Origin of the sequence: Bradyrhizobium sp. HKCCYLRH2060 (assembly GCF_051168135.1) — a bacterium.
In the GTDB taxonomy this organism is placed as follows: Bacteria; Pseudomonadota; Alphaproteobacteria; order Rhizobiales; family Xanthobacteraceae; genus Bradyrhizobium.
In genome coordinates this window covers 1-22,278 of sequence record NZ_JBNPUK010000026.1, presented here as the reverse complement: position 1 = coordinate 22,278, position 22,278 = coordinate 1, and the positions used below count along the sequence as shown (strand labels likewise).

18 protein-coding genes are annotated in these 22,278 nt (G+C 67.0%); 3 read left to right on the top strand and 15 right to left on the bottom strand.

Annotation, left to right across the window (positions count from 1 at the left end):
* Positions 1 to 206: 206 nt before the first annotated feature.
* From ytfQ to ACQR10_RS31565, 9 genes are all read right to left on the bottom strand, one after another.
* Entirely contained in the window at positions 207 to 1,172 is a 966-nt protein-coding gene (gene ytfQ / locus ACQR10_RS31605; RefSeq protein WP_315804466.1) for a galactofuranose ABC transporter, galactofuranose-binding protein YtfQ, read from the bottom strand.
* 241 nt (positions 1,173 to 1,413) lie between these two features.
* On the bottom strand, positions 1,414 to 2,058 hold the full coding sequence (gene eda, locus ACQR10_RS31600) for a bifunctional 4-hydroxy-2-oxoglutarate aldolase/2-dehydro-3-deoxy-phosphogluconate aldolase (protein ID WP_316177963.1): 645 nt from the start codon (positions 2,056 to 2,058) through the stop codon (positions 1,414 to 1,416).
* The gene (locus tag ACQR10_RS31595; protein WP_409997971.1) at positions 2,055 to 2,951 is read right to left on the bottom strand and encodes a sugar kinase; all 897 of its coding nucleotides are present in this window, start codon (positions 2,949 to 2,951) and stop codon (positions 2,055 to 2,057) included. Before ACQR10_RS31595 ends, eda begins: the two co-directional genes overlap by 4 nt.
* A gap of 47 nt (positions 2,952 to 2,998) precedes the next feature.
* Positions 2,999 to 4,030 carry an L-idonate 5-dehydrogenase gene (locus ACQR10_RS31590; protein WP_434848892.1) on the bottom strand — a complete coding sequence of 344 codons (1,032 nt, stop codon included), beginning with the start codon at positions 4,028 to 4,030 and terminating at the stop codon, positions 2,999 to 3,001.
* Positions 4,031 to 4,063: 33 nt separating this feature from the next.
* Positions 4,064 to 4,831, bottom strand: a complete 768-nt coding sequence (locus ACQR10_RS31585; protein ID WP_316218656.1) for an SDR family oxidoreductase — start codon at positions 4,829 to 4,831, stop codon at positions 4,064 to 4,066.
* An 86-nt stretch (positions 4,832 to 4,917) separates the two neighbouring features.
* Entirely contained in the window at positions 4,918 to 6,114 is a 1,197-nt protein-coding gene (gene uxuA / locus ACQR10_RS31580; RefSeq protein ID WP_316218657.1) for a mannonate dehydratase, read from the bottom strand.
* A 33-nt stretch (positions 6,115 to 6,147) separates the two neighbouring features.
* Positions 6,148 to 6,873, bottom strand: a complete 726-nt coding sequence (locus tag ACQR10_RS31575) for a GntR family transcriptional regulator (RefSeq protein ID WP_316218658.1) — start codon at positions 6,871 to 6,873, stop codon at positions 6,148 to 6,150.
* An 18-nt stretch (positions 6,874 to 6,891) separates the two neighbouring features.
* Positions 6,892 to 8,754: a TRAP transporter large permease gene (locus ACQR10_RS31570; protein WP_316218659.1), complete on the bottom strand. Its 1,863-nt coding sequence runs from the start codon at positions 8,752 to 8,754 to the stop codon at positions 6,892 to 6,894.
* A gap of 254 nt (positions 8,755 to 9,008) precedes the next feature.
* On the bottom strand, positions 9,009 to 10,025 hold the full coding sequence (locus ACQR10_RS31565) for a TRAP transporter substrate-binding protein (RefSeq protein ID WP_315804458.1): 1,017 nt from the start codon (positions 10,023 to 10,025) through the stop codon (positions 9,009 to 9,011).
* Between the two features lie 171 nt (positions 10,026 to 10,196).
* On the opposite strand from ACQR10_RS31565, the gene ACQR10_RS31560 reads away from it, so the two are divergent.
* On the top strand, positions 10,197 to 11,207 hold the full coding sequence (locus tag ACQR10_RS31560) for a Zn-dependent oxidoreductase (RefSeq protein ID WP_316218660.1): 1,011 nt from the start codon (positions 10,197 to 10,199) through the stop codon (positions 11,205 to 11,207).
* Between the two features lie 9 nt (positions 11,208 to 11,216).
* Positions 11,217 to 12,698: a mannitol dehydrogenase family protein gene (locus tag ACQR10_RS31555; protein ID WP_316218661.1), complete on the top strand. Its 1,482-nt coding sequence runs from the start codon at positions 11,217 to 11,219 to the stop codon at positions 12,696 to 12,698.
* A 42-nt stretch (positions 12,699 to 12,740) separates the two neighbouring features.
* On the opposite strand, the gene ACQR10_RS31550 is transcribed toward ACQR10_RS31555, so the two are convergent.
* From ACQR10_RS31550 to ACQR10_RS31525, 6 genes are all read right to left on the bottom strand, one after another.
* Complete coding sequence (locus ACQR10_RS31550) at positions 12,741 to 14,156, bottom strand: FAD-binding oxidoreductase (RefSeq protein WP_316218662.1); 1,416 nt, start codon at positions 14,154 to 14,156, stop codon at positions 12,741 to 12,743.
* Between the two features lie 118 nt (positions 14,157 to 14,274).
* Complete coding sequence (locus ACQR10_RS31545; protein WP_410051470.1) at positions 14,275 to 15,924, bottom strand: ATP-binding cassette domain-containing protein; 1,650 nt, start codon at positions 15,922 to 15,924, stop codon at positions 14,275 to 14,277.
* 74 nt (positions 15,925 to 15,998) lie between these two features.
* A complete protein-coding gene (locus ACQR10_RS31540; RefSeq protein WP_316218663.1) occupies positions 15,999 to 16,859 on the bottom strand; it encodes an ABC transporter permease in 861 nt (286 codons plus the stop codon).
* 2 nt (positions 16,860 to 16,861) lie between these two features.
* Positions 16,862 to 17,893 carry an ABC transporter permease gene (locus tag ACQR10_RS31535; RefSeq protein WP_316177948.1) on the bottom strand — a complete coding sequence of 344 codons (1,032 nt, stop codon included), beginning with the start codon at positions 17,891 to 17,893 and terminating at the stop codon, positions 16,862 to 16,864.
* An 18-nt stretch (positions 17,894 to 17,911) separates the two neighbouring features.
* Complete coding sequence (locus ACQR10_RS31530) at positions 17,912 to 19,531, bottom strand: ABC transporter substrate-binding protein (protein ID WP_316218664.1); 1,620 nt, start codon at positions 19,529 to 19,531, stop codon at positions 17,912 to 17,914.
* Between the two features lie 124 nt (positions 19,532 to 19,655).
* Positions 19,656 to 21,071: an NAD(P)/FAD-dependent oxidoreductase gene (locus ACQR10_RS31525; protein ID WP_316218665.1), complete on the bottom strand. Its 1,416-nt coding sequence runs from the start codon at positions 21,069 to 21,071 to the stop codon at positions 19,656 to 19,658.
* Between the two features lie 210 nt (positions 21,072 to 21,281).
* Between ACQR10_RS31525 and ACQR10_RS31520 the strand changes: the two genes are divergently transcribed.
* Positions 21,282 to 22,178, top strand: a complete 897-nt coding sequence (locus ACQR10_RS31520) for a LysR family transcriptional regulator (protein WP_315804450.1) — start codon at positions 21,282 to 21,284, stop codon at positions 22,176 to 22,178.
* The last annotated feature ends 100 nt before the right edge of the window (positions 22,179 to 22,278 follow it).

Sequence of the window (22,278 nt, the reverse complement as noted above, 5' to 3'; positions counted from 1 at the left end):
GGCGCGACGATTGGACATCAGCCAGGAAGCTGACGCCCGCCGAATGAGCGGACGCCAGCACCTGATTTCGTCGTCCCGGCGAACGCCGGGACCCATACCGCGGAATAGTCGATTGAGGCACTGGGCCAATACCGCAGACCTCACAAAGATCGGTGGCTATGGGTCCTGGCGTTCGCCAGGACGACGGCAACAACATAGGCTTCAGCTCAGTAGCCCAAGCCCTTCTTGCTGTCGTAGACCTTCTGCGGATCGTCAGTCGCGGTGTAGAGCTTCGATTCCGTCTGGATCCACTTCGGCGGAACGGTGCCCTTCTCCTTGAAGGCCACGATCGCGTCGAACGCCGGCCCCGCCATGTTCGGCGTCAGCTCGACGGTGGCGTTGGCCTCGCCGGCGGCGATTGCCTTGAAGATGTCCGGCACGGCGTCGATCGAGACGGTCAGGATGTCCTTGCCCGGCTTCAGGCCGGCCTCCTTCATTGCCTGGATCGCGCCGACCATCATGTCGTCGTTGTGGGCGTAGACCGCGCAGATCGACTTGCCGCCGTTCTCGGCCTTGATGAAGCTCTCCATCACCTCCTTGCCCTTGGCACGGGTGAAGTCGCCGGTCTGGCTGCGCACGACCTTCAGGTTGGCGTTCTTGGCGACGACGGCGTCAAAGCCCTTCTTGCGGTTGGTGGCGACGCTGGCGCCGACCGTGCCCTGCAGCTCGACGACGTTGCAGGCCTTGCCGCCGACCGTCTTGGCGAGCCACTCGCCGGCGACCTCGCCCTCATGCACGCTGTCCGAGGTGACGGCGGTCAGATAGAGGTCCTTGCCGGAGGGATCGATGTCGCGGTCGAGCAGTACGACCGGGATCTTGGCTTCCTTGGCTTCCTTCAGCACGGCGTCCCAACCCGAAGCCACAACCGGCGCGAGGAAGATCGCGTCCACGCCCTGGGCGATGAAGGAGCGGATCGCCTTGATCTGGTTTTCCTGCTTCTGCTGGGCGTCGGCGATCTTCAGGTTGATCTTGCGCTTGGTGGCTTCCGATTTCGAGACCGAGGTCTCGGCGGCGCGCCAGCCGGACTCCGATCCGATCTGCGAGAAGCCGACGGTCAGCTCCGCGGCGCCAGCGGACGTGGCAAGCAACAAGGCGGCCGTGGCCGAGGCCGCAAAGAGGGCTTTCAGGGTCATCAGACGTTCTCTCCCAAAAAGGTACTGTTTTTTGATGCGCCGCCTCGAACAGAGGTATCGACGCACCTATTCACCCGCCTCGACGGCCGGTGACGTCCGTTATTTCACGGAACCCAGGGGATGACTAGTCATATTATTTGACTGTAATACTTTTTGAGAATGACAGGCGCCGGCGCGGCCCCACTGCCGCCGAAGATAAGCGTCGGACACAAACAAAATTTTAAGTTGTGGATAGGCTGGATCAGCGCAGCTTCGTCGCTTCGCGGGCGCGCTGCTCGATCGCGGCCCACGCACCGGCCTTGATGTCGGCCGCGGGCGCGACCCACGAGCCGCCGATCGCAACGACCTTCTTGTGCGCCAGCCATTGCGCGGCGTTGCCGGCATTGATGCCGCCGGTCGGACAGAAGCGCACGTTCGGGAAGGGACCCGCTAGCGCGTCGAGCGCCGCGAGCCCGCCGGCCGGCACCGCGGGAAAGAACTTCACCAGCTCATAGCCCCGCGTCACGCAGGCGATGAGATCAGAGGCGGTCTGAATGCCCGGCGCGAACGGCATCTCGCCGGCATTCGCGGCGTCGAGCAGGCCGAGCGACAGGCCCGGACTGATCGCGAAGGCGGCGCCGAGCCTGGCGGCGCGCTCGTAGTCCGCCGGCGTCAGCACCGTGCCGATGCCGACGACGGCGTCCGGCACCTCATCGATGATCGCGCGCGCGGCATCGAGCCCCGCCTGCGTCCGCAAAGTGATTTCGATGACGCGGAGGCCGCCGGCGACGAGCGCACGCGCAAGCGGCACGGCATGCGCCGCGTCCTCGATCGTGATCACCGGGATCACCGGCGCCAGCGCGAAGACCGCATCGAGCTTCGCGCGCTTGTCCAAATTGTTCATCACGCCTCGCTCATCGTCAGAATGTCCCGCGGCATCGCGGTGGCCGGGATCACGGCCCCCGGCGCCATGATCACGGCACCGGCGAGCCGGTGCCCTGCCAACGCCGCCTTGCGCGGCGGCGCGCCCTTGATGCGCGCGGCGAGATACCCCGCATTGAAGGAATCGCCGGCCGCCGTGGTGTCGATTGGCTTGAGCACCGCAGGTGGCGCGATGTCGACCAGCACGCCATCGGCATGGATCAGGCAGCCGCGCGCGCCGCGCTTGACCACGACCTCGTTGACCCCGGCGTCCTTGAAGCGGCGCAGGCTGACGGAGGCGTCGGCATCGCCGAACAGCATCTGCTCGTCCTCCAAGGTCGGCAGCGCAACGTCGACCAGCGGCAGGATCGCACGGAACGCGCGCTGCGCGACCTCGCGGCTGGCCCAGCCGCGCGGCCGGTAGTTGCCGTCGAACACGACCCGCGCGCCGCGCTTGCGCGCCACCGTCAGGAGCTCGCGCAGCTTGGCCTTGCCGGTCTCGCCATAGAGCGAGAGGCTGATGCCGGAGAGATAGATCCAGTCGAAGCGCGAGAGCCTGTCGAGCATGTCGCGATCGGCGCGATCGAACAGCTCGCGCGCCGGCGCGCGGTCGCGCCAATACAGGAAGCTGCGCTCGCCCTTGGCATCGCGCTCGATCATGTACAGGCCGGGCACGCGGCCCTCGACCTGCAGCACCTCCGAGGTGTCGATGCCCTCGGCCTGCCAGGCCGCCAGCATCATGGCACTCAGGGGATCATCGCCGAGCGCCGTCACGTAGGAGGTGGGCACGCCGAGCCGGGCCAGATAGAGCGCGGTGTTGAGCGTGTCGCCGCCGAAGCCGCGCCGGAACAACGAGCCGTCCTCCTGCGCAAACTCCACCATGCACTCTCCGATGCAGGCGACTTTCATCGGCGTCAATCCATCCATCAAAACGTCAAATGAACCTTCATCGACCGGCTGCGATCGCTGGCGAGCTCGAAGGCGGCGACCGCCTGCTCGAATGGCAGCGCAGCCGAGATCAGCGGCTTGACGTCCAGCAGCCCCTCGCCCATCAGCCGCAGCGCCAGCTCGAATTCGCGGTCGAACCGGAACGTGCCGCGCAATTGCAGCTCCTTCGTGACCAGCGTGTTGAGCGGCAAGGTCATCTCGCCGCCGAGCCCGAGCTGGACGATGACGCCGCCGGGCCTCATGACGTCGAGCGCGGCCCGCAAGGCGGCCTGGTTGCCGGAGGCCTCGAACAGCACGTCGAACGTGCCCTTCCCGCTCCGCCACGGATCGAGCGCCGACGGCTCCGCCCCGACATTGAACGCATGGCTGGCACCGAGCGTGCGCGCCACCGCCAGCGGCGCATCGGCAATGTCGGTGACCACGATCTCGGCCGCACCGCCGTAGCGCGCCACCAGGATCGACAGCGCGCCGATCGGGCCGCAGCCGGTCACCAGCACGCGCTTGCCGAGCAGCGAGCCGGCCTGATGCGCCGCATGCAGGCAGACCGACAGCGGCTCGGCCATCGCGGCCTCACCGAGCGACAGCGACGGCGCGATCGGCACTGCCTGCGAGGCATCGATGGTGACGAACTCGCGGAAGCCGCCCTGCACGTGGGGATCACGCATCGCGCTGCCCATGAAGCGCATGTCGAGGCATTGGTTGCGCAGCCCCTCGCGGCAATAGCTGCAGCGGCCGCAGGGCAGGCTCGGATTGACGGCGACGCGCGTGCCCTCGGCGAGGCCGGTCACGCTCGCGCCGACCGCGGCGACGACGCCTGCGATCTCGTGCCCCAGCGCCATCGGCTGCCTGATGCGCACGGTGCCGAAGCCGCCGTGATGATAGTAATGCAGGTCCGAGCCGCAGATGCCGCCGGCCTCGATCTTGACCCGCACCTCGCCGGGTCCCGGCGCCGGATCGGAAAAGCTGTCGATGCGCAGATCTTTCGGCGCGTGAATGACGACCGCACGCATGGCCGGCCTCCCTGTCTATTGTCTTCCGCGATCCTACATCGCCGCCAGCATGCCGCCGTCGACATAGATGGTCTGGCCGTTGACATAGGTCGACGCCTCCGAGGCCAGGAAGATCGCGGTGCCGACCAGCTCGTCCGGCCGGCCCCAGCGCTTCGACGGGACGCGCGACATCAGCCAGTTGTTGAAGTCGGGATTGCTCATCAGCGCCTGGTTCATGTCGGTCAGCATGTAGCCGGGCCCGATCGCATTGGCCTGGATGCCGTGCGCCGCCCATTCGACCGCCATCGCGCGGGTCAGGTTGCGGATGCCGCCCTTCGCCGTGGTGTAGGGCCCGATGGTCGGCCGTGCCAGCTCGCTGCCGAGCGAGCCGATATTGATGATCTTGCCGCTCTTGCGCGGGATCATGCGTTTGGCCGCCTCGCGCCCGATCACGAAGGCGCTGGTGAGGTTGGTCTCGATGACGCGGCGCCACTCATCCGTGGTGAACTCGACCAGCGGCTTGCGGTGCTGGATGCCGGCATTGTTGACGAGGACGTCGATCGCGATCCCCTCGGCGTCGAAGCGCGTGAAGGCGCCGACGACGGCGTCCTCATCGGTCACGTCGAACGGACAGGCCTCGGCCTGATGGCCCGCGGCGCGGAATTCCTCGACCGCCGCCAGCGTGCGCGCCGGATCGGTTCCGTTGATGACGAGCCGCGCGCCCGCCTTGGCAAAACCCTCCGCGATGGCGCGGCCGAGGCCGCGCGAGGAGCCGGTCACCAGCGCGGTCTTGCCGGAGAGATCGAAGAGCGAGGTCGACATTTGTTCAACTCGAATGGGCAAATGCGGGCCGGCATCCTCGGCCACGGGACGCGCGCTGACAAGCGGGTTGTCCGGCACCGCCGGGATCAGACCGGCAAGCGGTTAATGGCCGCCACCGCGGTCATGACCCCGCGGATCTCGGCGAGGCCCTTGAGGCGGCCGACCAGCGGATAACCCGGATGGGTGCCGCGGCCGATGTCGTCGGCGAGCTCATGGCCGTGGTCGGGGCGGAACGGGATCCGCCAGTCCGGATCGCCCTCGGCCTTGCGGCGGGCCTGCTCCTTCAACAAGGTCGTCACGACCGCGACCATGTCGACGTCGCCGCGCAGATGCTCCGCCTCCATGAACGAGCCGTCGAGCATCTTGGTGACGTTGCGCAGGTGCACGAAGCGGATGTGCGGCGCGAACCGCTCGGCCAGCGCTGGGACGTTGTTGTGGCCGCCGGCGCCGAGCGCGCCGGTGCAGAAGGTGAGGCCGTTGGCCTTCGACGGGGCGGCATCGACGATGAACTGCAGATCCTCGGCTGAGGACACCACGCGCGGCAGACCGAACAGGTCACGCGGCGGATCATCGGGATGGACACAGAGGCTGACGCCGCATTCCTCGGCCGTAGGCACCACCGCGCGCAGGAAGCGCGCGTAGTTGGCGCGCAGCTCGGCATGGCCGATGCCGCGATATTTCTCCAGCATGCGGCGCAGACCGGGCACGTCATAGCGGTCATAGGCGCCGGGCAGCCCAGCCATGATGGTCGCGAGCAGCCGGTCCTTGTCGGATTCGGACGCCTGTGCCACCCAGGCCTTGGCGCGGTCGAGCACGTCGGCGGAGAACTCCGCCTCGGCACCGGGCCGCTGCAGGATGTAGCAGTCGAACGCAGCAAGGCGATCCATATCGAAGCGCAGCGCCGTGGCGCCGCCCGGCAGACGGAAGGCGAGCTCGGTGCGGGTCCAGTCCAGCACCGCCATGAAATTGTAGCAGACGGTGGTGACGCCGCAGGCGGCGAGGTTGCGCAGCGACTGGCGGTAGTTGTCGAACAAGGACGTCAGATCGCCCTCGCCCAGCTTGATGGCCTCGGAGACCGGCAGGCTCTCGACCACGCTCCAGCGCAGCCGCAGCGATGAATCGCCTTCAATCACGCCGATGCGCTTGATGATCTCATCGGTGCTCCACACCACGCCGTAGGGGATGTGATGCAGCGCCGTCACGATGCCGGTCGCGCCGGTCTGGCGAACCTGCGGCAAAGTGATGGGATCATCGGGTCCGAACCAGCGCCACGTCTGTTCCATGTCGTCACCTTCCAAAATGAATCACGCGCGCGATCAGCGCCGCCGCCGTGCCCGCGTGCGCGACTCGGCCTGCGCCATCTCCTCCTGCCGGGCAAAGATGCCGTCGGCGCGGCGAAACACCTCGCGCAGATGCCGGCGCATCGCCGCGACCGCCTGGGCCTCGTTGCAGGCGGCCAGCCCGTCCAGGATCTCCTGATGCTGCGCGATCAGGAGCGGAATATGGCCGGCGTCCTCGATCAGGGTGAGATGGCGGACGCGGTCGAAATGGATCTTGGTCTGGCGGATCACCTGCCAGACATGCGGATGCCGGCTGGTGCGGGCGATGGTCTGATGAAACGCCTCGTCATGGGCGTAGAACTCCGCCGGCGTCGCCGCCGCCTTCTGCTTGTCGATCAGCTCGGTCAGCTCGCGCAGCGCCGTCGCATCGATGTAGCGGACGGCCTCGGCAACCAGCGCGCATTCGAGATGCTCGCGGATGAACTGCGCCTCGCCGAACGCCTCGCGCGACACCGGCGCCACCACGCTGCCGCTCTGCGGATAGATGCGCACGAGGTCGACATCGGCGAGCTTGATCAGCGCCTCGCGCACCGGCGTGCGGCTGACGCCGAGCCGCTCGCACAGGTCGAGCTCGGCCATCGGCGTGCCCGGTGGCAGCGCGCCGGACACGATGTCCTCGAGCAGCCGCTCATAGACCTGGTCGGCGAGCCGCCGGCCGGCCTTGCCCTCCAGGCGCGTCAATGGTGTCAGATCGTCATCCATGACGGCAGTCTACCCGATTCACAGGAAGCCGATCGAGATCCACGGCAGGAACACGATTAAGAGCAGCGCAACGACGAGTGCGGCGAGATGCGGCCAGACGTGGCGGATGACCTCATCCGGCGAGGCGCGGCCGATGGCGCAGGCGAGATAGAAGCCGACCCCGAAGGGCGGCGTGAACAGGCCGAGGCCCATCGCGAACACTGCGATGATGGCGTAGTGCACCTCGTGCACGCCCATCATGCGCGCGATCGGGAACAGCAGCGGCCCGAACAGCACCACCGCCGGCACGCCTTCGAGCACGCTGCCGAGCACGACGAAGGCGAGCGCCGAGATCAAGAGGAAGCCCCAGCGGCCGCCGGGCACAGCCACCATGAGGTCCACGAGCTGCTGCGAGAAGCCGGACTGGGTCAGCGCCCAGGCCATGCCGGTTGCAGCCCCCACCACCAGCAGAATCGCGCCGGACAGCGAGGCCGTATCGACCAGGATGGGATACACCCGCTTCCAGTCGAACTGGCGATAGACGAAGATGCCGACCAGCACCGTGTAGATGACGCCGATCGCCGCGACCTCGGTCGCGGTGGCGACGCCCTCGACCACAGCCGAGCGGATCACGATCGGCAGACCGAGACCGGGAATGGAGATCGCAAACAGCCGCAATCGCGTCCTGGCATCGAAACGCTGCGCGCCGCTCATGTCCTCCTTGCGCGTCTGCAGGAAGACGACGACGGAGAGCGCGATCAGGCCGACCACCGCCGGCAGCAGCCCGCCGGTGAACAGCGCCGCGATCGACACGCCCGTCACCGAGCCCACCGTGATCAGCACGATCGAGGGCGGGATCGTCTCCGACATCACAGCGGAGGCGGACAGCAGCGACACCAGGTCGCCTTCCGAGCTGCCACGCTGCTTCATCTCCGGAAACAGCGCCGGCGCCACCGCCGCCATGTCGGCCGCCTTCGCACCGGAGATGCCCGAGACGAGGTACATCGCGCCGAGCAGCACATATTGCAGGCCGCCGCGCAGATGGCCGATGAGCGAAACCAGGAACAGGATCATCGCCCGCGCCAGTCCGGCGATCTCGATCAGCGCGCCGAGCAGCACGAACATCGGCACCGCCAGCAGCACCATGTGCGACATGCCCTCGCTGACCCGGCCGGGAACGATCAGGACCGGCACGGTGGTGCTGAAATGCAGATAGGCCACGGTGGCGAGCAGGAAGGTGAAGGCGATCGGCGTGCCGATCACCATGGCGCTGGCGACGAGCACAAAGAAGAAAATGAACAGATTGTAGTTGCCGAGCTCCTCCAGCACAGGCGCGGCGGCATAGAGCGCCCCTGCACCGGCGAGCACGAGCGCCAGAGCGCCGACGATCTGCATGAGGCTCGCCTGCTGGATCAGCCGGTCGACCGCGGTCAGCAGCATCAGCAGCACGCCGACCAGCATCGCGGCCTCGCGATAGCCTTCGCTGATCTCGAGCACGGGCATCTGGCTGATCAGGTGGCTTTCGAGGTGGTGCCAGGACGGCATCACCAGCGCCACCAGGACGGTGCAGACCAGCATCAGGCCGAGCGCATCGGTGCGCGCCCGCCACGCCGGCGACAGATTGCGGACGAAGGCGGTGAGCCGCATGTGCTCGGCGCGTCGCAATGCGACGACGGCGCCGAGCATCGCCAGCCACACGAACAGCACGGTGGCGAGCTCGTCCGACCAGATCAGCGGCGCATTGAAAACGTAGCGCGCGGCGGTCGCCGCGCCGAGCAGAACGAGTTCGGCGATGACGATCGCCGCAGCCAGCGCCTCGACGGCGCGGCCAAGCAGATGATCGAAGCGCGCGAACGCGCCATGCGACGGCACCGAGGTCGTCGCTGTCATGTCAACGGCCATTGCATCCTCCCCGGCTCACACAGGCCGACCGTATTTTCCACCGATCGCAGCTGAAGTCGAAACTACTCTGGCCTCATGGTTCTCAAGGCGATGCAATTGCATCGCCTGAACGCGTCGCAAGGCCGACGCTCCTCACCATGAGGGACAGGATCTCACCGCAAAATCAGCCCTCGTCCTGAGGAGCCTGCCGGAGGCAGGCGTCTCGAAGGACGGTGGCAGGCACGCTGTCGACTACGCGGTCTCTCACGCAAGTCTCACAGCTGACCGACGGATTTCTCCAGCAGCCCCCACGCCTCGGTGCCGAACTTGGTCTTCCATTCGGTGTAGAAGCCGGCGGTGCGCAGCGCATCGCGGAACGGCTTGGTGTCGACCTTGTTGAAGGTCACGCCAGCGGCCTGCATTTCCGCCTGCGCCTTGTCGTTGAAGCTCTGGATGTCCTGGCGCTCCTTGACGGCGGCCTCCGACAGCGCCGCGGTGACGGCGTCGCGGACGTCGGCAGGCATGACATTCCAGCGCGCTGCATTGGCGAAGATGTAGTGGCCGTCCCAGATATGGCCTGATAGCGCGATGTACTTCTGCACCTCGTAGAGCTTGGCGCTCTGGATCAGCGCCAGCGGATTCTCCTGGCCGTCGACGATGCGGGTCTGCAGGGCCGCATAGAGCTCGCCGAAATTGATCGGCGTCGGCGCCGCGCCGAGCGTCTTGAACAGCGTCACCCACAACGGATTGCCGGGCACGCGGATCTTGAAGCCCTTGAGGTCGTCGGGCGAGGCGATCGGCTTCGCACCGGACGTGATGTTGCGATAGCCGTTGTCGAGGCATTTCGGCAGCACGTGCAGGCCGACCTTGGCGAACTCGCGGCGCACATGGTTGCCGAGATCGCCGTCCATCGCCGACCACACCTGGTCGTAGCTCTCGAACGCGAAGGCCACCGCATTGATGCCGCCGATCGGCACCACCGTCTGGTTCACGCCTGACGTCGACATGAAGTCGAGCGCGCCGCTGCGCACCTGCGAGAACATGTCGGGCTCGCTGCCGAGCTGGCTGTTCGGATAGACCTGCAGGTCGACCAGACCATTGCTCTGCTTCTTGATGACCTCCGACGCCTCGATGATGCGGACGACGCCGGGATGGGTGGCGGGGAACGCCGTGCCGTAACGCAGGCGATACTTCGCCGATTGCGCCCGGGCGGGTGCGAACGCCAAGGCCGAGGCTCCCGCGAGCGCGGTGCCGACGAAGCTGCGACGAGACATGGATGTGGGCAAAGACACTGGCAAACCTCCCCTGCCGGCCCGCTGCGGGGGCCTTTGTATGTCATTCCTGTATCTCAAGCCTATAAGGGATACCAAATAGGCTTTCAATAGGAAACTTGTATCCAAGTTTTCGGGTTGCTATACGATGGCAGCCTGCGGTCGAGATTGGCGAGAAGGATGGAGGAACGCGTGAAGAGCCTCGTGGTGGAGCGGCCCGGCCGCCTGTCGATCGAAACGCGCCCCGTTCCCGAGCCTTCGACGGGCGAGGTCCGCATCAAGGTCGAGCGCGCCGGCATCTGCGGCTCCGACATCCACATCCTCCACGGCAGCAACCCGTTCGCGCGCTATCCGCGCGTGATCGGCCATGAATTCTTCGGCAGCATCGACAAGCTCGGCGACGGTGTCAGCGCACGGCTCGGCGCCCGCGTGGTGGTCGATCCCGTCGTTGCCTGCGGCCACTGCTACCCCTGCTCGGTCGGCCGCCCCAATGTCTGCGCCCATCTCGCCGTGCTCGGCGTCCACCGCGACGGCGGCTTTTCCGAATATGCCTGCGTGCCGGCGGCCAACGCGCATCTGCTGCCGGACAGCGTCGACGACGACAAGGCGCCGCTGGTCGAGCCGTTCTCGATCGCCGCCAACATTACCGACCACACCCGCGTGTTCGCCTCAGACGTCGCGCTGGTCTACGGCGCCGGGCCGATCGGGCTGACCGTGATCCAGGTGCTCAAGCACGTCTACGGCGTGAAGCAGCTGATCGTCACCGACCGCATCGATGCCCGGCTCGAAGCGGCGCGGCACAACGGCGCCGACCGCGTCATCAACACCGCCAGGACCGCCCTGCCCGAGGCCCTCGCCGCGGCCGATGTGACGCCGACCTTGATTATCGATGCCGCCTGCCATCCCGCCATTCTCGCCGAGGCCATCGAGATCGCCTCGCCTGCCGCACGCATCGGCCTGCTCGGCTTCTCGGCCGAGCCGTCGACGATCGTGCAGCAGAAGGTCACCGCGAAGGAGCTCGCGATCCACGCTTCCAGGCTCAACAGCGGCAAGTTCGCCAAGGTCATCGACTGGTTCGCCAGTGGCGCGCTGCAGCCGGAGCGGCTGATCACCCACCGCTTCGGGCTCGGCGCCTACGCGACCGCGTTCGACACCTTCGAGCACAACCAGACCGAATGCTGCAAAGTGCAGCTGATCTTCTGAAGTCCCGGCATGGATCGTCTCAGCCCCGCAACGCTTCCCCGCCTGCCCGCCGGCATCATCAAGCCGGATTACGACCGCGCAGCAATCACAACCGGTATCGTCCATCTCGGCCTCGGCGCGTTCCATCGCGGGCATCAGGCGGTCTACACCGATGCGCTGCTCAAGCACGATCCGCGCTGGGGCATCCTCGGCGTCTCCCTGCGCTCGCCGGACACCCGCGATGCGCTGGCACCGCAAGGCGGGCTCTACAGCGTGACGGCGAGCGACGGCGCCGGCCGGCAGCGCCGCATCATTGGCGCACTCACCGGCCTTGCGGTTGCGCCCGAGGATCCGGCGGCCCTTCTGGCACGCCTCGCCGATCCCGCCATACGCATCCTCTCGACCACCGTCACCGAGAAGGGCTACAGCCACGATCCGGCGACCGGCGCGTTGCGCGTCGACGATCCCGACATCTTGCACGACAGTCTCAACCTCGGCCATCCCCGCAGCACGCTCGCCTTCATCGTCGGCGGCCTGCAACTGCGGCGACAGCGCGGCCTGCAGCCCTACACGGTGCTCGCCTGCGACAACCTTCCGGCCAATGGCCACACCTTGCGCGGTCTGGTGATCGCCTTCGCCGGGCTGGTCGATCGCGATCTCGCCGCGTGGATCACGGACAACATCCGCTTTCCCTCGACGATGGTCGATCGCATCGTGCCTGCCACCACCGATGCCGACCGCGCCGACGTCGGCGCCGCGCTCGGCCTCGATGATGCATGGCCCATCGTCACCGAGCCGTTCAGCCAATGGGTGATCGAGGATGATTTCGCCGGCGCGCGCCCCGCCTGGGACGTCAGCGGCGCACAGTTCGTGCGCGACGTCGCCCCATTCGAGCTGATGAAGCTGCGGCTGCTCAACGGCGCGCACTCGACAATCGCCTATCTCGGCTATCTCATGGGCTGCGAGACCGTCGCCGCGGCCATGGCCGAGCCCGAGCTGGCCGGCCTCGTCGAGGACATGATGCGCGAGGAGGTGACGCCGACGCTGCCCGCGCTCGGCGGCTTCGACGTCGCAGCCTATCGCGCCGCGCTGCTGCAGCGCTTCCGCAATCCCGCGCTCAAGCACAAGACCGCGCAGATCGCGATGGACGGCTCGCAGAAGCTGCCGCAGCGTCTGCTCGGCACCATCGGCGACCGCCTCGCCCGCGGCCTTCCCATCACCCGGCTTGCGCTCGCCGTCGCCGGGTGGATCCGCTACGTCAGCGGCACGGACGAGCGCGGCCAGCCGATCGCGCTGCGCGATCCGCTGGCGGCGCAGTTGCGCGCGCTCGCCGACGAGGCCGGCCCGGTCGCCAGCCGGCTCACGCCGGCGCTGCTGTCGCTCACCTCGGTGTTCGGCAGCGAGCTGCCACGAGACCCGCGCTTCGAGCTCGCAATCGAAACGGCCCTGGACGATCTGTTCCAGAAGGGTACCCGTGCCACGGTGGCGGAGACGCGACGGGCCGCCCGCTGAACATCGGCTTGGACGCAGCTCCGGCTCCGGCGGCCGCCGACGTCAGCCGCCTGGCAGCAGCTTGCCGGGATTCATCAGGCCGTGCGGATCGAGCGTGCGCTTCAGTTGCAGCATCAGCTCCAGCTCGAGCGGCGGCTTGCACAGCGGCATCTCTGCCGTGCGGAGCTGGCCGATGCCGTGCTCGGCGCTGATCGAGCCGCGGCGGCGGGTGATTTCGTCATGGACCAGGCGGGTGATGCGCGGACCGTACCGATAGAACTCGTCTTCGCTCATGTCGAGCGGGCGCATCAGATTGTAGTGCAGGTTGCCGTCGCCGAGATGGCCGAACACCATCGGACGGATGCCGGTCAGCGCCGCGCCGACCGCAGCGTCCATGACCGTGACGAAATCGGCGATCTCGGCGACGGGCACCGAGATGTCGTGCTTGAGCGCCCTGCCTTCGCGGACCAGAGCCTCGGAGACGCTCTCGCGCACCCGCCAGAACGCCTTGGCCTGGGTGCCGTCCTGGGCGACGACGGCGTCGGAGGCGAGCCCTTCCGTCATCGCGGCGGCCAGCGTGGTTTCGAGCCGTGCGGTCAGCGCGGCTTCCTCGCCGATATCGCTCAGCTCGATCAGGACAGCAGCCTCGGGAAGTGCAGCGAACGGCAGCCGTATATCCGGCATCTGGCGCAGGATCATCTCGAGCGTTGCCGAGGTCAGGAACTCGAATGCGGTGAGGCGATCGCCACAACGCGCGCGCGATAGCCGCAGCAGGTTCAGCGCGGCGGCCGCATCGGCGACCGCGACGAACGCGGTGGCCCGTGCGGTCGGCCGCGGAAACAGCTTCAACACGGCGCCGGTGATGACCCCCAGCGTGCCTTCGGAGCCGATGAAGAGATCGCGCAGCGCATAGCCGGTGTTGTCCTTGCGCAAGGCGCGCAGGCCGTCCCAGATGCGGCCATCCGGCAGCACCACTTCGAGCCCCAGCGTCAGCTCGCGCATCACGCCATAGCGCAGCACGGCGACGCCGCCGGCATTCGCGGCGAGATTGCCGCCGACGGTGCAACTGCCCTCCGAGCCGAGGCTGAGCGGAAAGAACAGGCCGGCCTCGCGCGCCGCGTCCTGCACCCTCGCCAGCACGATTCCGGCATCGACGACGATGGTCTGGCCGACGGGATCCACCGCGCGGATGCGGTTCATCCGCGACAGGGACAGCACGATCGCCCGGCCGCTCGCATCCGGAGTCGCGCCGCCCGACAGGCTGGTGTGTCCGCCCTGCGGCACGACGGCCACGCGGGCGGCGGCGCAGGCCTCCATCACCGCCGCGACCTCGTCCGTCGATCCCGGCCGAACCACCGCCAGCGTGGCCCCGTGATACTTGCCGAGCCAGTCGTGCAGATAAGGCGCCTGATCCTCGGCTGCGACGAGAACATGCGCGACACCGACGAGGCGTTGCAGGCGTTCGATCAGTTCGGTCATGACGCGCGCTTCGATGACTCCGGAGGCTGCACTTGCGATGCGCACAAACTAACAGGACAGTGCCTCTCGTCCCCAATACCGAGTTGTCCGCCACCCATAATCGAATGTTATGGGCGGCTCAGGCGGACGCGAAAGCCGCCGGCGGGGCGATATGCGGGACGGCGTCGACCAGCTCGCGCGTGTAGTCGGTCTGCGGATTGGCGAACAGCGCCCGGCTCTCGCCCTGCTCGATGATGAGACCTGTGCGCAGCACGATGGTGCGGTCGCACATCATGCGCACGACGTTGAGATCGTGGCTCACGAACAGGAAGGCGAGGTTGTCCTCGCACCGAAGCCGGTTCAGGAGCTGCAGCACCACGGCCTGCACGGAGACGTCGAGCGCCGCGGTCGGCTCGTCCAGCACCAGCAGCCGCGGCTTGCAGGCAATCGCGCGGGCGATGCCGACGCGCGCCTTCTGCCCGCCGGAGAGCTGATGCGGAAAGCGCGACAACAGCTCGCGCGGCAGGCCGACGCGATCGGCGCATTCTTCGACGCGCTGACGCAGTCTGTCGCCCGAGCGCATGTTCATCAGCCGCAGCAGCGGATGGGCGATGCAGTCGAACGCCGTGTAGCGCGGATTGAGGCTGTCGTTCGGATCCTGGAAGACGATCTGGATGTCCTTGCGCAGCTCGCTCGCGTGAAAGTCGCGAGCCGGAATCTGGCCGATCGCCTGGCCGTCGAACAGGATCTCGCCGGCGCTGGCGTCGATCAGACGGCAGATCATCCGCGAGGTCGTGCTCTTGCCGGAGCCGCTCTCGCCGACCAGACCGACGCTCTCGCCGCCGCGCATCGTCATCGAGAAGTCGGCGACGCCGACCGTACCGTCGTCGAAGCGCTTGCTGACGCCCTTGACGTCGAGCAGCAGCGGCGTGCCGTGCGGCAGCGGCGGCAGCTCCGTCACCGTGACCAGGGGAATTTTTTCGCCGTCCGGCACCAGATCCTCGACACGCGAGGTTGCCGTCGGCGACGCCGCGACGAGGCGCTTGGTGTAGGGATGCTGCGGCCGGTGGAACAGCGTCAGCGGCGCGGCCTCCTCGACCAGCCTGCCCTGCTCCATCACGACCACGCGCGCGCAATAGCGCGCGGCAAGCCCGAGATCATGCGTGATCAGGATCGTCGCCATGCCGCGCTCGGCGGCGATCTTCGCAAGAAGATCCATGACCACCTTCTGCGTGGTGACGTCGAGGCCGGTGGTCGGCTCGTCCGCGATCAGCAGCTGCGGGCTGCAGGAGATCGCGATTGCGATCATCACCCGCTGGCACATGCCGCCGGAGAGTTCGTGCGGATAGGCGCCCATGCGGCGCCCGGGATCGCGGATCTGCACGGCCTTCAGCAGCGACAAGGCCTCCGCATGCGCCTCCTGCCGCGACAGCCGGCGATGGGCGAGGACCGCATCCGCGATCTGCTGGCCGATGGTGCGGATCGGGTTGAGCGCGGCACGCGGATTCTGGAAGATCATCGCCATGGCCGCGCCGTGCAGGCTGCGCAGATCGGCACCGCCGGCCCGGGTGACGTCCTGGCCCTTGAAGCGGATGCAGCCATCGGTGATGCGGCCGGCCTTGTCGAGCAGATGGGTGATGGCAAAGCCGGTCACCGATTTGCCGGAGCCGCTCTCGCCGACCAGTCCAAGCATCTCGCCCGGCTGGAGCGACAGCGACACGCCGCGCACCGCCTCGACGAGCCCACGGCGGGTCGAGAAGGTCACTTTGAGATTCTCGACCTCGAGCAGCGGCTTGGAAATATCAGGCGCCGTCACGTCCGCATCCTCGGATGCGCCCCAGCTATTTGTGTTCTGACGAGACATCATGTGCGCATCCGGGGATCCAGGATGTCGCGCAGGCCGTCGCCGAGCAGATTGAAGCACAGCACGGCGCTCATCAGCGCGAAGCCGGGAAACGCCACCAGCCACCAGCGCCCGGTGGAGATGAAGCGCGCGCCCTCGGCGACCATGATGCCCCATTCCGGCGTCGGCGGCTTGACGCCGAGGCCGATGAAGGAGAGGCCCGCGGCATTGAGGATCGCCCAGCCGAGATTGAGCGACATCTGCACCGCCATCGCCGGCAGCACGTTCGGCAACAGGAAGCGCAGCACGACAGCAACATGGCTCTCGCCACAGGCACGCGCGGCCTCGACCCAGCCGAGATTGCGGCGGATGTTCACCTCGGCGCGGGCGAAGCGGATGTAGAACGGCAGGTTGATGATCGCGGTCGCGATCACGATGTTCTCGACGCGGTTGCCGAGCGCCGCGACCATCGCCATCGCCAGCACGAACAGCGGAAACGCCATCAGCACGTCGACGAAGCGGCCGACCGCCTTGTCGAGACGGCCGCCGGCATAGCCGCACAGCGCACCGATGACGGAGCCGAGCGCAAAGGACACCGCGACCGCCGTCACCGCGATCGTGAGGTCGAGCCGGCTGGCGACGATCAGGCGGCTGAGCACATCGCGGCCGAGCTGGTCGGTGCCGAACCAGTGCACGGAGCTCGGCGGCTGCAACGCGGCAGAGACCTCGGACGCAACGGGATCGTAAGGCGCCAGCCACGGCGCAAAGACCGCGATCAGCGCCAGCAGCAGCGCGCCGCCAGCCGCGACGGCGGTGACCGGGTTGCCGCGCAGCACGAAGGCCGTGTGGCGCAGGGTCGAGGAGGTCTCTATCGTGCTCATGCTCACGCCACCGTCGCCCTGGGATCGGCGATGCCATAGAGCACATCGACCAGGAGATTGACGATCACGAAGATCGTCGCCATCAGCAGCACGAAGCCCTGTACCGGCGCGTAGTCGGAGACCAGCAGCGCATCGAGCGCGTAGGAGGCGACGCCGGGCCAGGAGAACACCTTCTCCACCAGCACGTTCGCGCCCAGCATGGTCGAGAACACGATGCCGGCGATGGTGATGACGGGAAGGATCGCGTTCCTCAAGGCATAGGTGACGACGATGCGCCACCACGACAGCCCGACCGAGCGCGCGGTGCGGACGAAATCGCTGCCGAGCGAGACCAGCATCGAGGCCCGCGTGATGCGCGCCAGCGGCGCGATCACGAACAACGCCATGGTCAGCGCCGGCAGCATCAGCTGCCGCGCCGCCGCCCACCAGCCCTCGACATCGCCTGCGAGCAGGAAGTCGATGATCAGGAAGCCGGTGCGCGATGGCGGCATCGTGGTGAAGATATCGATCCGCCCTGTCGGATCCGGCGCGAAACCGAGCAGATAATAGAACACGTAGATCAGCAGGAGCCCGGAGACGAAGGTCGGCACGCAGACGCCGAACGAACAAAATAGCCGGACGCCGTGATCGACCAGCGAGCCCGGCCGCAGCGCAGCCAGCACGCCGAGCGGCACCGCCGAGACCAGCGCGATCAGCAGCGCCGTCAAGGTCAGCTCCAGCGAGGCCGGCAGTCGCTCCTTGAGATCCTTGGCGACCGGCTGCCCGGTCATCATCGAGCGGCCGAGGTTGCCGCGACCGACATCATAGAGGTAGATCGCGAGCTGATTCGGCAGCGGCTTGTCGAGCCCGAGCTGCCGGCGGATGACCTCGATCTCCTCCTGGCCGGCATTGGGGCCGGAGGCAAAGAACACGGCCGGATCCCCCGGCAGCACGCGCATCAAGAGGAAGGTGAAGACCAGGACACCGAACAGTGCCGGCAGCGACGAGACGAAACGCCGTCCCGCCCGCAGCAATGTTGCGCCGATCGTGCCCATGGTCCTCAGCCGTCCCGGTTACTTGCGGCTCAGGTTACGATAATCGACCTGTCGCGTGAACTGGTAGACATAGCCGTCCACCGTCGGCTGCATCACCGCATCCTGCGCCGCCTGCCAGATCGGGATCTGGAACATCTGGTCGAAATGGATCGCGTTGAGCGCCTTGCCCTGCTCCTCGTATTTCGTCTTGTCGGCCTCGAAGCGCGCCTCCTGCGCGATCTTCTCCAATTCGGCATTGTCGGTCGAGGAATAGTTCCAGCGCTGCTTGCCGGTGTAGAAGTTGCGGTAGAAATAGTCCGTCGAGGGCAGCCAGGCGACGATGCCCTCGGTGAAGAACGGCAGCTTCTTCTCGTTGATCGCGGTCGACATCTGCGCGTCCGGCAGCTTCTGGATGTCGACCTTGATGCCGATCTTGGCGAGCTGCTCCTTCACCAGCGCCGCCATCGGCTCGGCGGTCGCGGCCTGGCCGACATTGAAGCTGAAGGTGGTCGAGAAGCCGTCGGGCATGCCGGCGTCCTTCAGATAGGCCTTGGCCTTCTCCAGGTCGAGCTTGATCGGCTGCGGGATCGGATAGCCGCCGCTCGGCGGCTTGCCGTCGGCCCAGGTCGCGCCATAGAGCGGCGCGCCGCGGCTGAACAGCGCGGCCTTGAACATGTCGTCATAAGGCAGCGCATAGGCGATCGCGCGGCGCACATTGACGTTGTCGAACGGCGGAATGGTGTTGTTCATCGAGATGAAGGTCACCGCATTATACTGCGGCGTCGAGATCACCTTCAGCTTGCCCTTGCCCTCCAACGACTGCACGTCGCTGGCCTGCAGGTCGATCACGAGATCGGCGTCTCCGCGCTCGACGAGGTTGGCGCGCGTCGCCGGCTCCGGCACCGACTGGATGATCAGCCGCTTGAACGCCGCCGGCTTGTCCGGCGTGCCGCGATTCCAGGCCTCGTTGCGCTTGGCGATCACCTGCTCGCCGGGCTTGAAGGTCTCGACGATGTAGGCGCCGCTGCCGGCCGCATTCTCCTTGGTCCAGTTCAGCGCCCACGGATCTTCGGCCGTCGCATGCGCCTTGGCGAGCTTGGAGTTGATGATGATCGGATAGACGGTGGCGAGGTTCGGCAGCGCCAGCTTGTCCGGCTTCGGCAAGGTCACCTCGAACGTCAGGGGATCGATGACCTTGAACTGATCGGCCGACGTCAGCGACCCCGTCAGCAATTGCGCCTTGCCGAGGATCGGCGCGGTGACGCAGCGGTCGAGCGACCATTTGACGTCCTCGGCGGTGACCGGCGAGCCGTCCTGGAACTTCGCATCAGGGCGCAGCTTGAAGGTGATCTTCAGACCGTCGGCGCTGACAGAATAGGATTCGGCGAGCTCGCCGGTGATCGTGTCGAGATCGAACACCCACTTACCATTGAGCTGCTTGCGGCCGAACGACACCAGCCGGTCGTAGCTCGACATCGACAGCGCGAAGGCCTCGCGCGTCGAGCCCGGAATGTTCGGATCGAGCGTGTTGACGGTGGCGCCGGTGACGTAGCGCAGAGTCTCGGCGCGGCTCTGCGCATGCACCGACGGCGCAGCCAGCATCACCGCGAGCAACGCGGTCGCCGCGAACAACGAACGTTTGGACATCTCGAAACTCATCGCCCCTGTTCCCTCATTGGTCTCAAAATCCGGCACTGAAATCGCGCGTCGGCGGAGATCCGCGACGCGCTACCATGAGATCGACGCACAAGATCGACGCTCAGCATCGACGCTCAACAGCAAATCACGTGCCACGGCGCACCGTCGCCTGCTTCACATCATAGGCCCGGAAGTTCGCCCAATGCTTGTCGATATCAGCCGTGAACAGCCCACGCGTCAAACCATGCACGAGCTTCGGCACTGCGGTCGTCATTGCGTTGATCGACGATCCCGACGCGCCGAAGCTCATCGTCGAGGCGATGGCGAACACGTGAATGTTGCCGATCCACGGCGTCTCTCCCGCGTTGCGCTCGCACAGCGCATAGTCGTTTGCAAGATAAGGGAAGGCGCCGAGCCGATCGTTGCGTTCGCTCGCATCGGGCGTGTAGCGGTCAGACCAGCGCGCGATGTTGGCCGCGAAGCGCCGCAGCTCCGGCCGCTTTGCGAAGTCCATCGAGATGCCGGTTGCGCTGATCACGAAGTCCGCCGTGATCTCGCCTTTCGCTGTCTGCAGCACGACGCCGTCGGCCGTCTCGCGCGCGCCCGTGACCGGCGCGCCTTCTTGCAGGCGGAACGCCGCGTGGCGGGCGCAGCGATCATAAGTGTGCTGCGGAAAACCTTCGCGCAGTTCCAGGACTGCGCGCATGAAGCGCCAGCGCCAGGCATCGTCGAGCTCGGAGAAGTGCCTGAGAAAGCCGCGGAACGTCAGCCAGCGATAGGGCTGGATCAGCTGGATTTCCGCGCGGCGGCATAGCAGATCGACGCGCGCCGCACCGGCTTCGAGTGCAGCCGCCGCATTGTCGAACGCCGAGGCACCGGCGCCGATCACGGCGACGCGGCGGCCGCGCAGGCTGTCGAAATCGATCTCGGCGCCGGAATGGGCGCCGCGCGTGGCGGGCAGATGGCGCAGCGGCTCCGGAATGCTCCAGTCGCCCATCCCCTCCTGCCCGGTCGCCAGCACGATCTTGCGGGCATGGATCGTCGTCTCACCATCCTTGCTGCGCACGGTCGCCTGCAGCAGTCCGTCAGCGGCGGGTGCGATATCGACGACGTCGCAGCCGTTGCGCACGGGAAGGTCGAGCACCTCGCGATACCAGGCGAGATAGTCTGCCCAATATTCGCGCGGAATCAGATCAAGATTGCGCCAGCTCTCGCCGCCGAACTTCGCCTCGTGCCACGCCTGATAGGTCAGACAAGGTATGTCGAGATCGGGTCCGGTGAAGTCTTTCGGGCTGCGCAGGGTCGGCATGCGCGCATAGCTGAGCCACGGTCCTTCGCGGCCTGCCTCAGCCTTGTCGAGCACGAGAATGTTGCCGACGCGGGAGCGCAGCAGCGCGAAGGCGGTCGCGAGACCCGATTGCCCGCCCCCGACGATCAGCACATCGAACGCAGGTCCGCCATCGGGACCGGTGACAGGCGTCAGCCATGGCATGCTGGGATGCGCGATCCTGGCAAGATCGCTGCGAACCTGGGCCGTCAGCGCGGCAAGACCGTCGCTCATGCCGGCCACCGGATGAAACACGCGCAATCGCGATCGGAACGCTCGCTGTCGCTCACGCTCTCTCCATCAGTCATGTCACCCGGCACGCGAAGCTTAGCAAAGCAGGTCTGGCACCGACCATACCGATTTGTCCGCCGCCCATAACAGCTTGTTATGGGGCGGCAGCCGCGGCTAGAGTCGACAGCCATCCACAGCGAGACAAGAGGTCGCATGCCGCTCAATCTGCGCCAGATCGAGGTGTTCCGCGCGATCATGATGACAGGCTCGATCAGCGGCGCTGCGCGGCTGCTCTCGGTATCGCAGCCCGCGATCAGCCGGCTGCTGGCCTATACCGAGGATGGCCTCAAGCTCAAGCTGTTCGAGCGCATCAGCGGCCGGGTGCAGCCGACGCCGGAGGCCAAGCGGTTGTTCGCCGAGGTCGAGCACGTCCATCGCGGCGTCGCGCGCATCAACGACCTCGCCGACGAACTGCGCGCCGGCGGCACCGGCACCATCCGCGTGGTGGCGAGCCCGAGCGCGGGCCACGGCATGGTGCCGGAGGCACTGTCGCGGCTGCGCGGCCGCTTTCCAGATCTGCGCGTCGAGTTCGAATCGTTGACCCTGCTGGAGATCGTCGGCCGCGTCGGCACAGCCCGCGCCGATCTCGGCATCACTGTGCTGCCGGTCGACGAGCCGACAGTCGCGGTAGAGACGATCGCGGAGGGCGCGCTACACGTGATCATGCCGGCCGACCATGCCCTGACGAGGCTGCGCAGCATCAGGCCGAAGGACATGCTGCCCTATCCGCTGGTCGGCTTCGGCCCGCAGACGCCTTATGGTCACATCGTCACGTCGGCCCTGGCCGGCGGCCCGGAGCCAGCCACGATCGTGCGCTACACGCCCGACGCCTGCGCCATGGTGCGCGCCGGCGCCGGCCTCGCCGTCGTCGACGAGTTCGTGCTGCGCGGCCACGCCTGGCCCGACCTCGCGGCACGTCCCCTGGCGCCGAAGACGCCGATGCGCGCTTATCTGCTGACGCCTCGGTTCGAGCCGCTGTCACGGAATGCGGCGGCACTCGCGGATATCTTGCGGGGGCGTGATCGGAAGGGAGCGGCGACGAAGCGGTGAGTTACGGAAACGGCGTGACAGAGATGGACTGCACCCCTCAAGTGAGACACGATAATCTCAGTGACAGGCATTCCGAGGATGACCTGTGGCAGCAAGAGGG

What these genes read in the sequence shown, in the direction of transcription:
- ACQR10_RS31585 (WP_316218656.1), bottom strand. Translation starts at nt 4,831, where the DNA reads ATGTCGACCTCGCTCTTCGATCTCTCCGGCAAGACCGCGCTGGTGACC.
- ACQR10_RS31530 (WP_316218664.1), bottom strand. Translation starts at nt 19,531, where the DNA reads ATGAGTTTCGAGATGTCCAAACGTTCGTTGTTCGCGGCGACCGCGTTG.
- ytfQ (WP_315804466.1), bottom strand. Translation starts at nt 1,172, where the DNA reads ATGACCCTGAAAGCCCTCTTTGCGGCCTCGGCCACGGCCGCCTTGTTG.
- ACQR10_RS31590 (WP_434848892.1), bottom strand. Translation starts at nt 4,030, where the DNA reads ATGCGTGCGGTCGTCATTCACGCGCCGAAAGATCTGCGCATCGACAGC.
- ACQR10_RS31520 (WP_315804450.1), top strand. Translation starts at nt 21,282, where the DNA reads ATGCCGCTCAATCTGCGCCAGATCGAGGTGTTCCGCGCGATCATGATG.
- ACQR10_RS31575 (WP_316218658.1), bottom strand. Translation starts at nt 6,873, where the DNA reads ATGGATGACGATCTGACACCATTGACGCGCCTGGAGGGCAAGGCCGGC.
- ACQR10_RS31550 (WP_316218662.1), bottom strand. Translation starts at nt 14,156, where the DNA reads ATGACCGAACTGATCGAACGCCTGCAACGCCTCGTCGGTGTCGCGCAT.
- ACQR10_RS31540 (WP_316218663.1), bottom strand. Translation starts at nt 16,859, where the DNA reads ATGAGCACGATAGAGACCTCCTCGACCCTGCGCCACACGGCCTTCGTG.
- ACQR10_RS31535 (WP_316177948.1), bottom strand. Translation starts at nt 17,893, where the DNA reads ATGGGCACGATCGGCGCAACATTGCTGCGGGCGGGACGGCGTTTCGTC.
- ACQR10_RS31555 (WP_316218661.1), top strand. Translation starts at nt 11,217, where the DNA reads ATGGATCGTCTCAGCCCCGCAACGCTTCCCCGCCTGCCCGCCGGCATC.
- ACQR10_RS31570 (WP_316218659.1), bottom strand. Translation starts at nt 8,754, where the DNA reads ATGGCCGTTGACATGACAGCGACGACCTCGGTGCCGTCGCATGGCGCG.
- ACQR10_RS31525 (WP_316218665.1), bottom strand. Translation starts at nt 21,071, where the DNA reads ATGAGCGACGGTCTTGCCGCGCTGACGGCCCAGGTTCGCAGCGATCTT.
- uxuA (WP_316218657.1), bottom strand. Translation starts at nt 6,114, where the DNA reads ATGGAACAGACGTGGCGCTGGTTCGGACCCGATGATCCCATCACTTTG.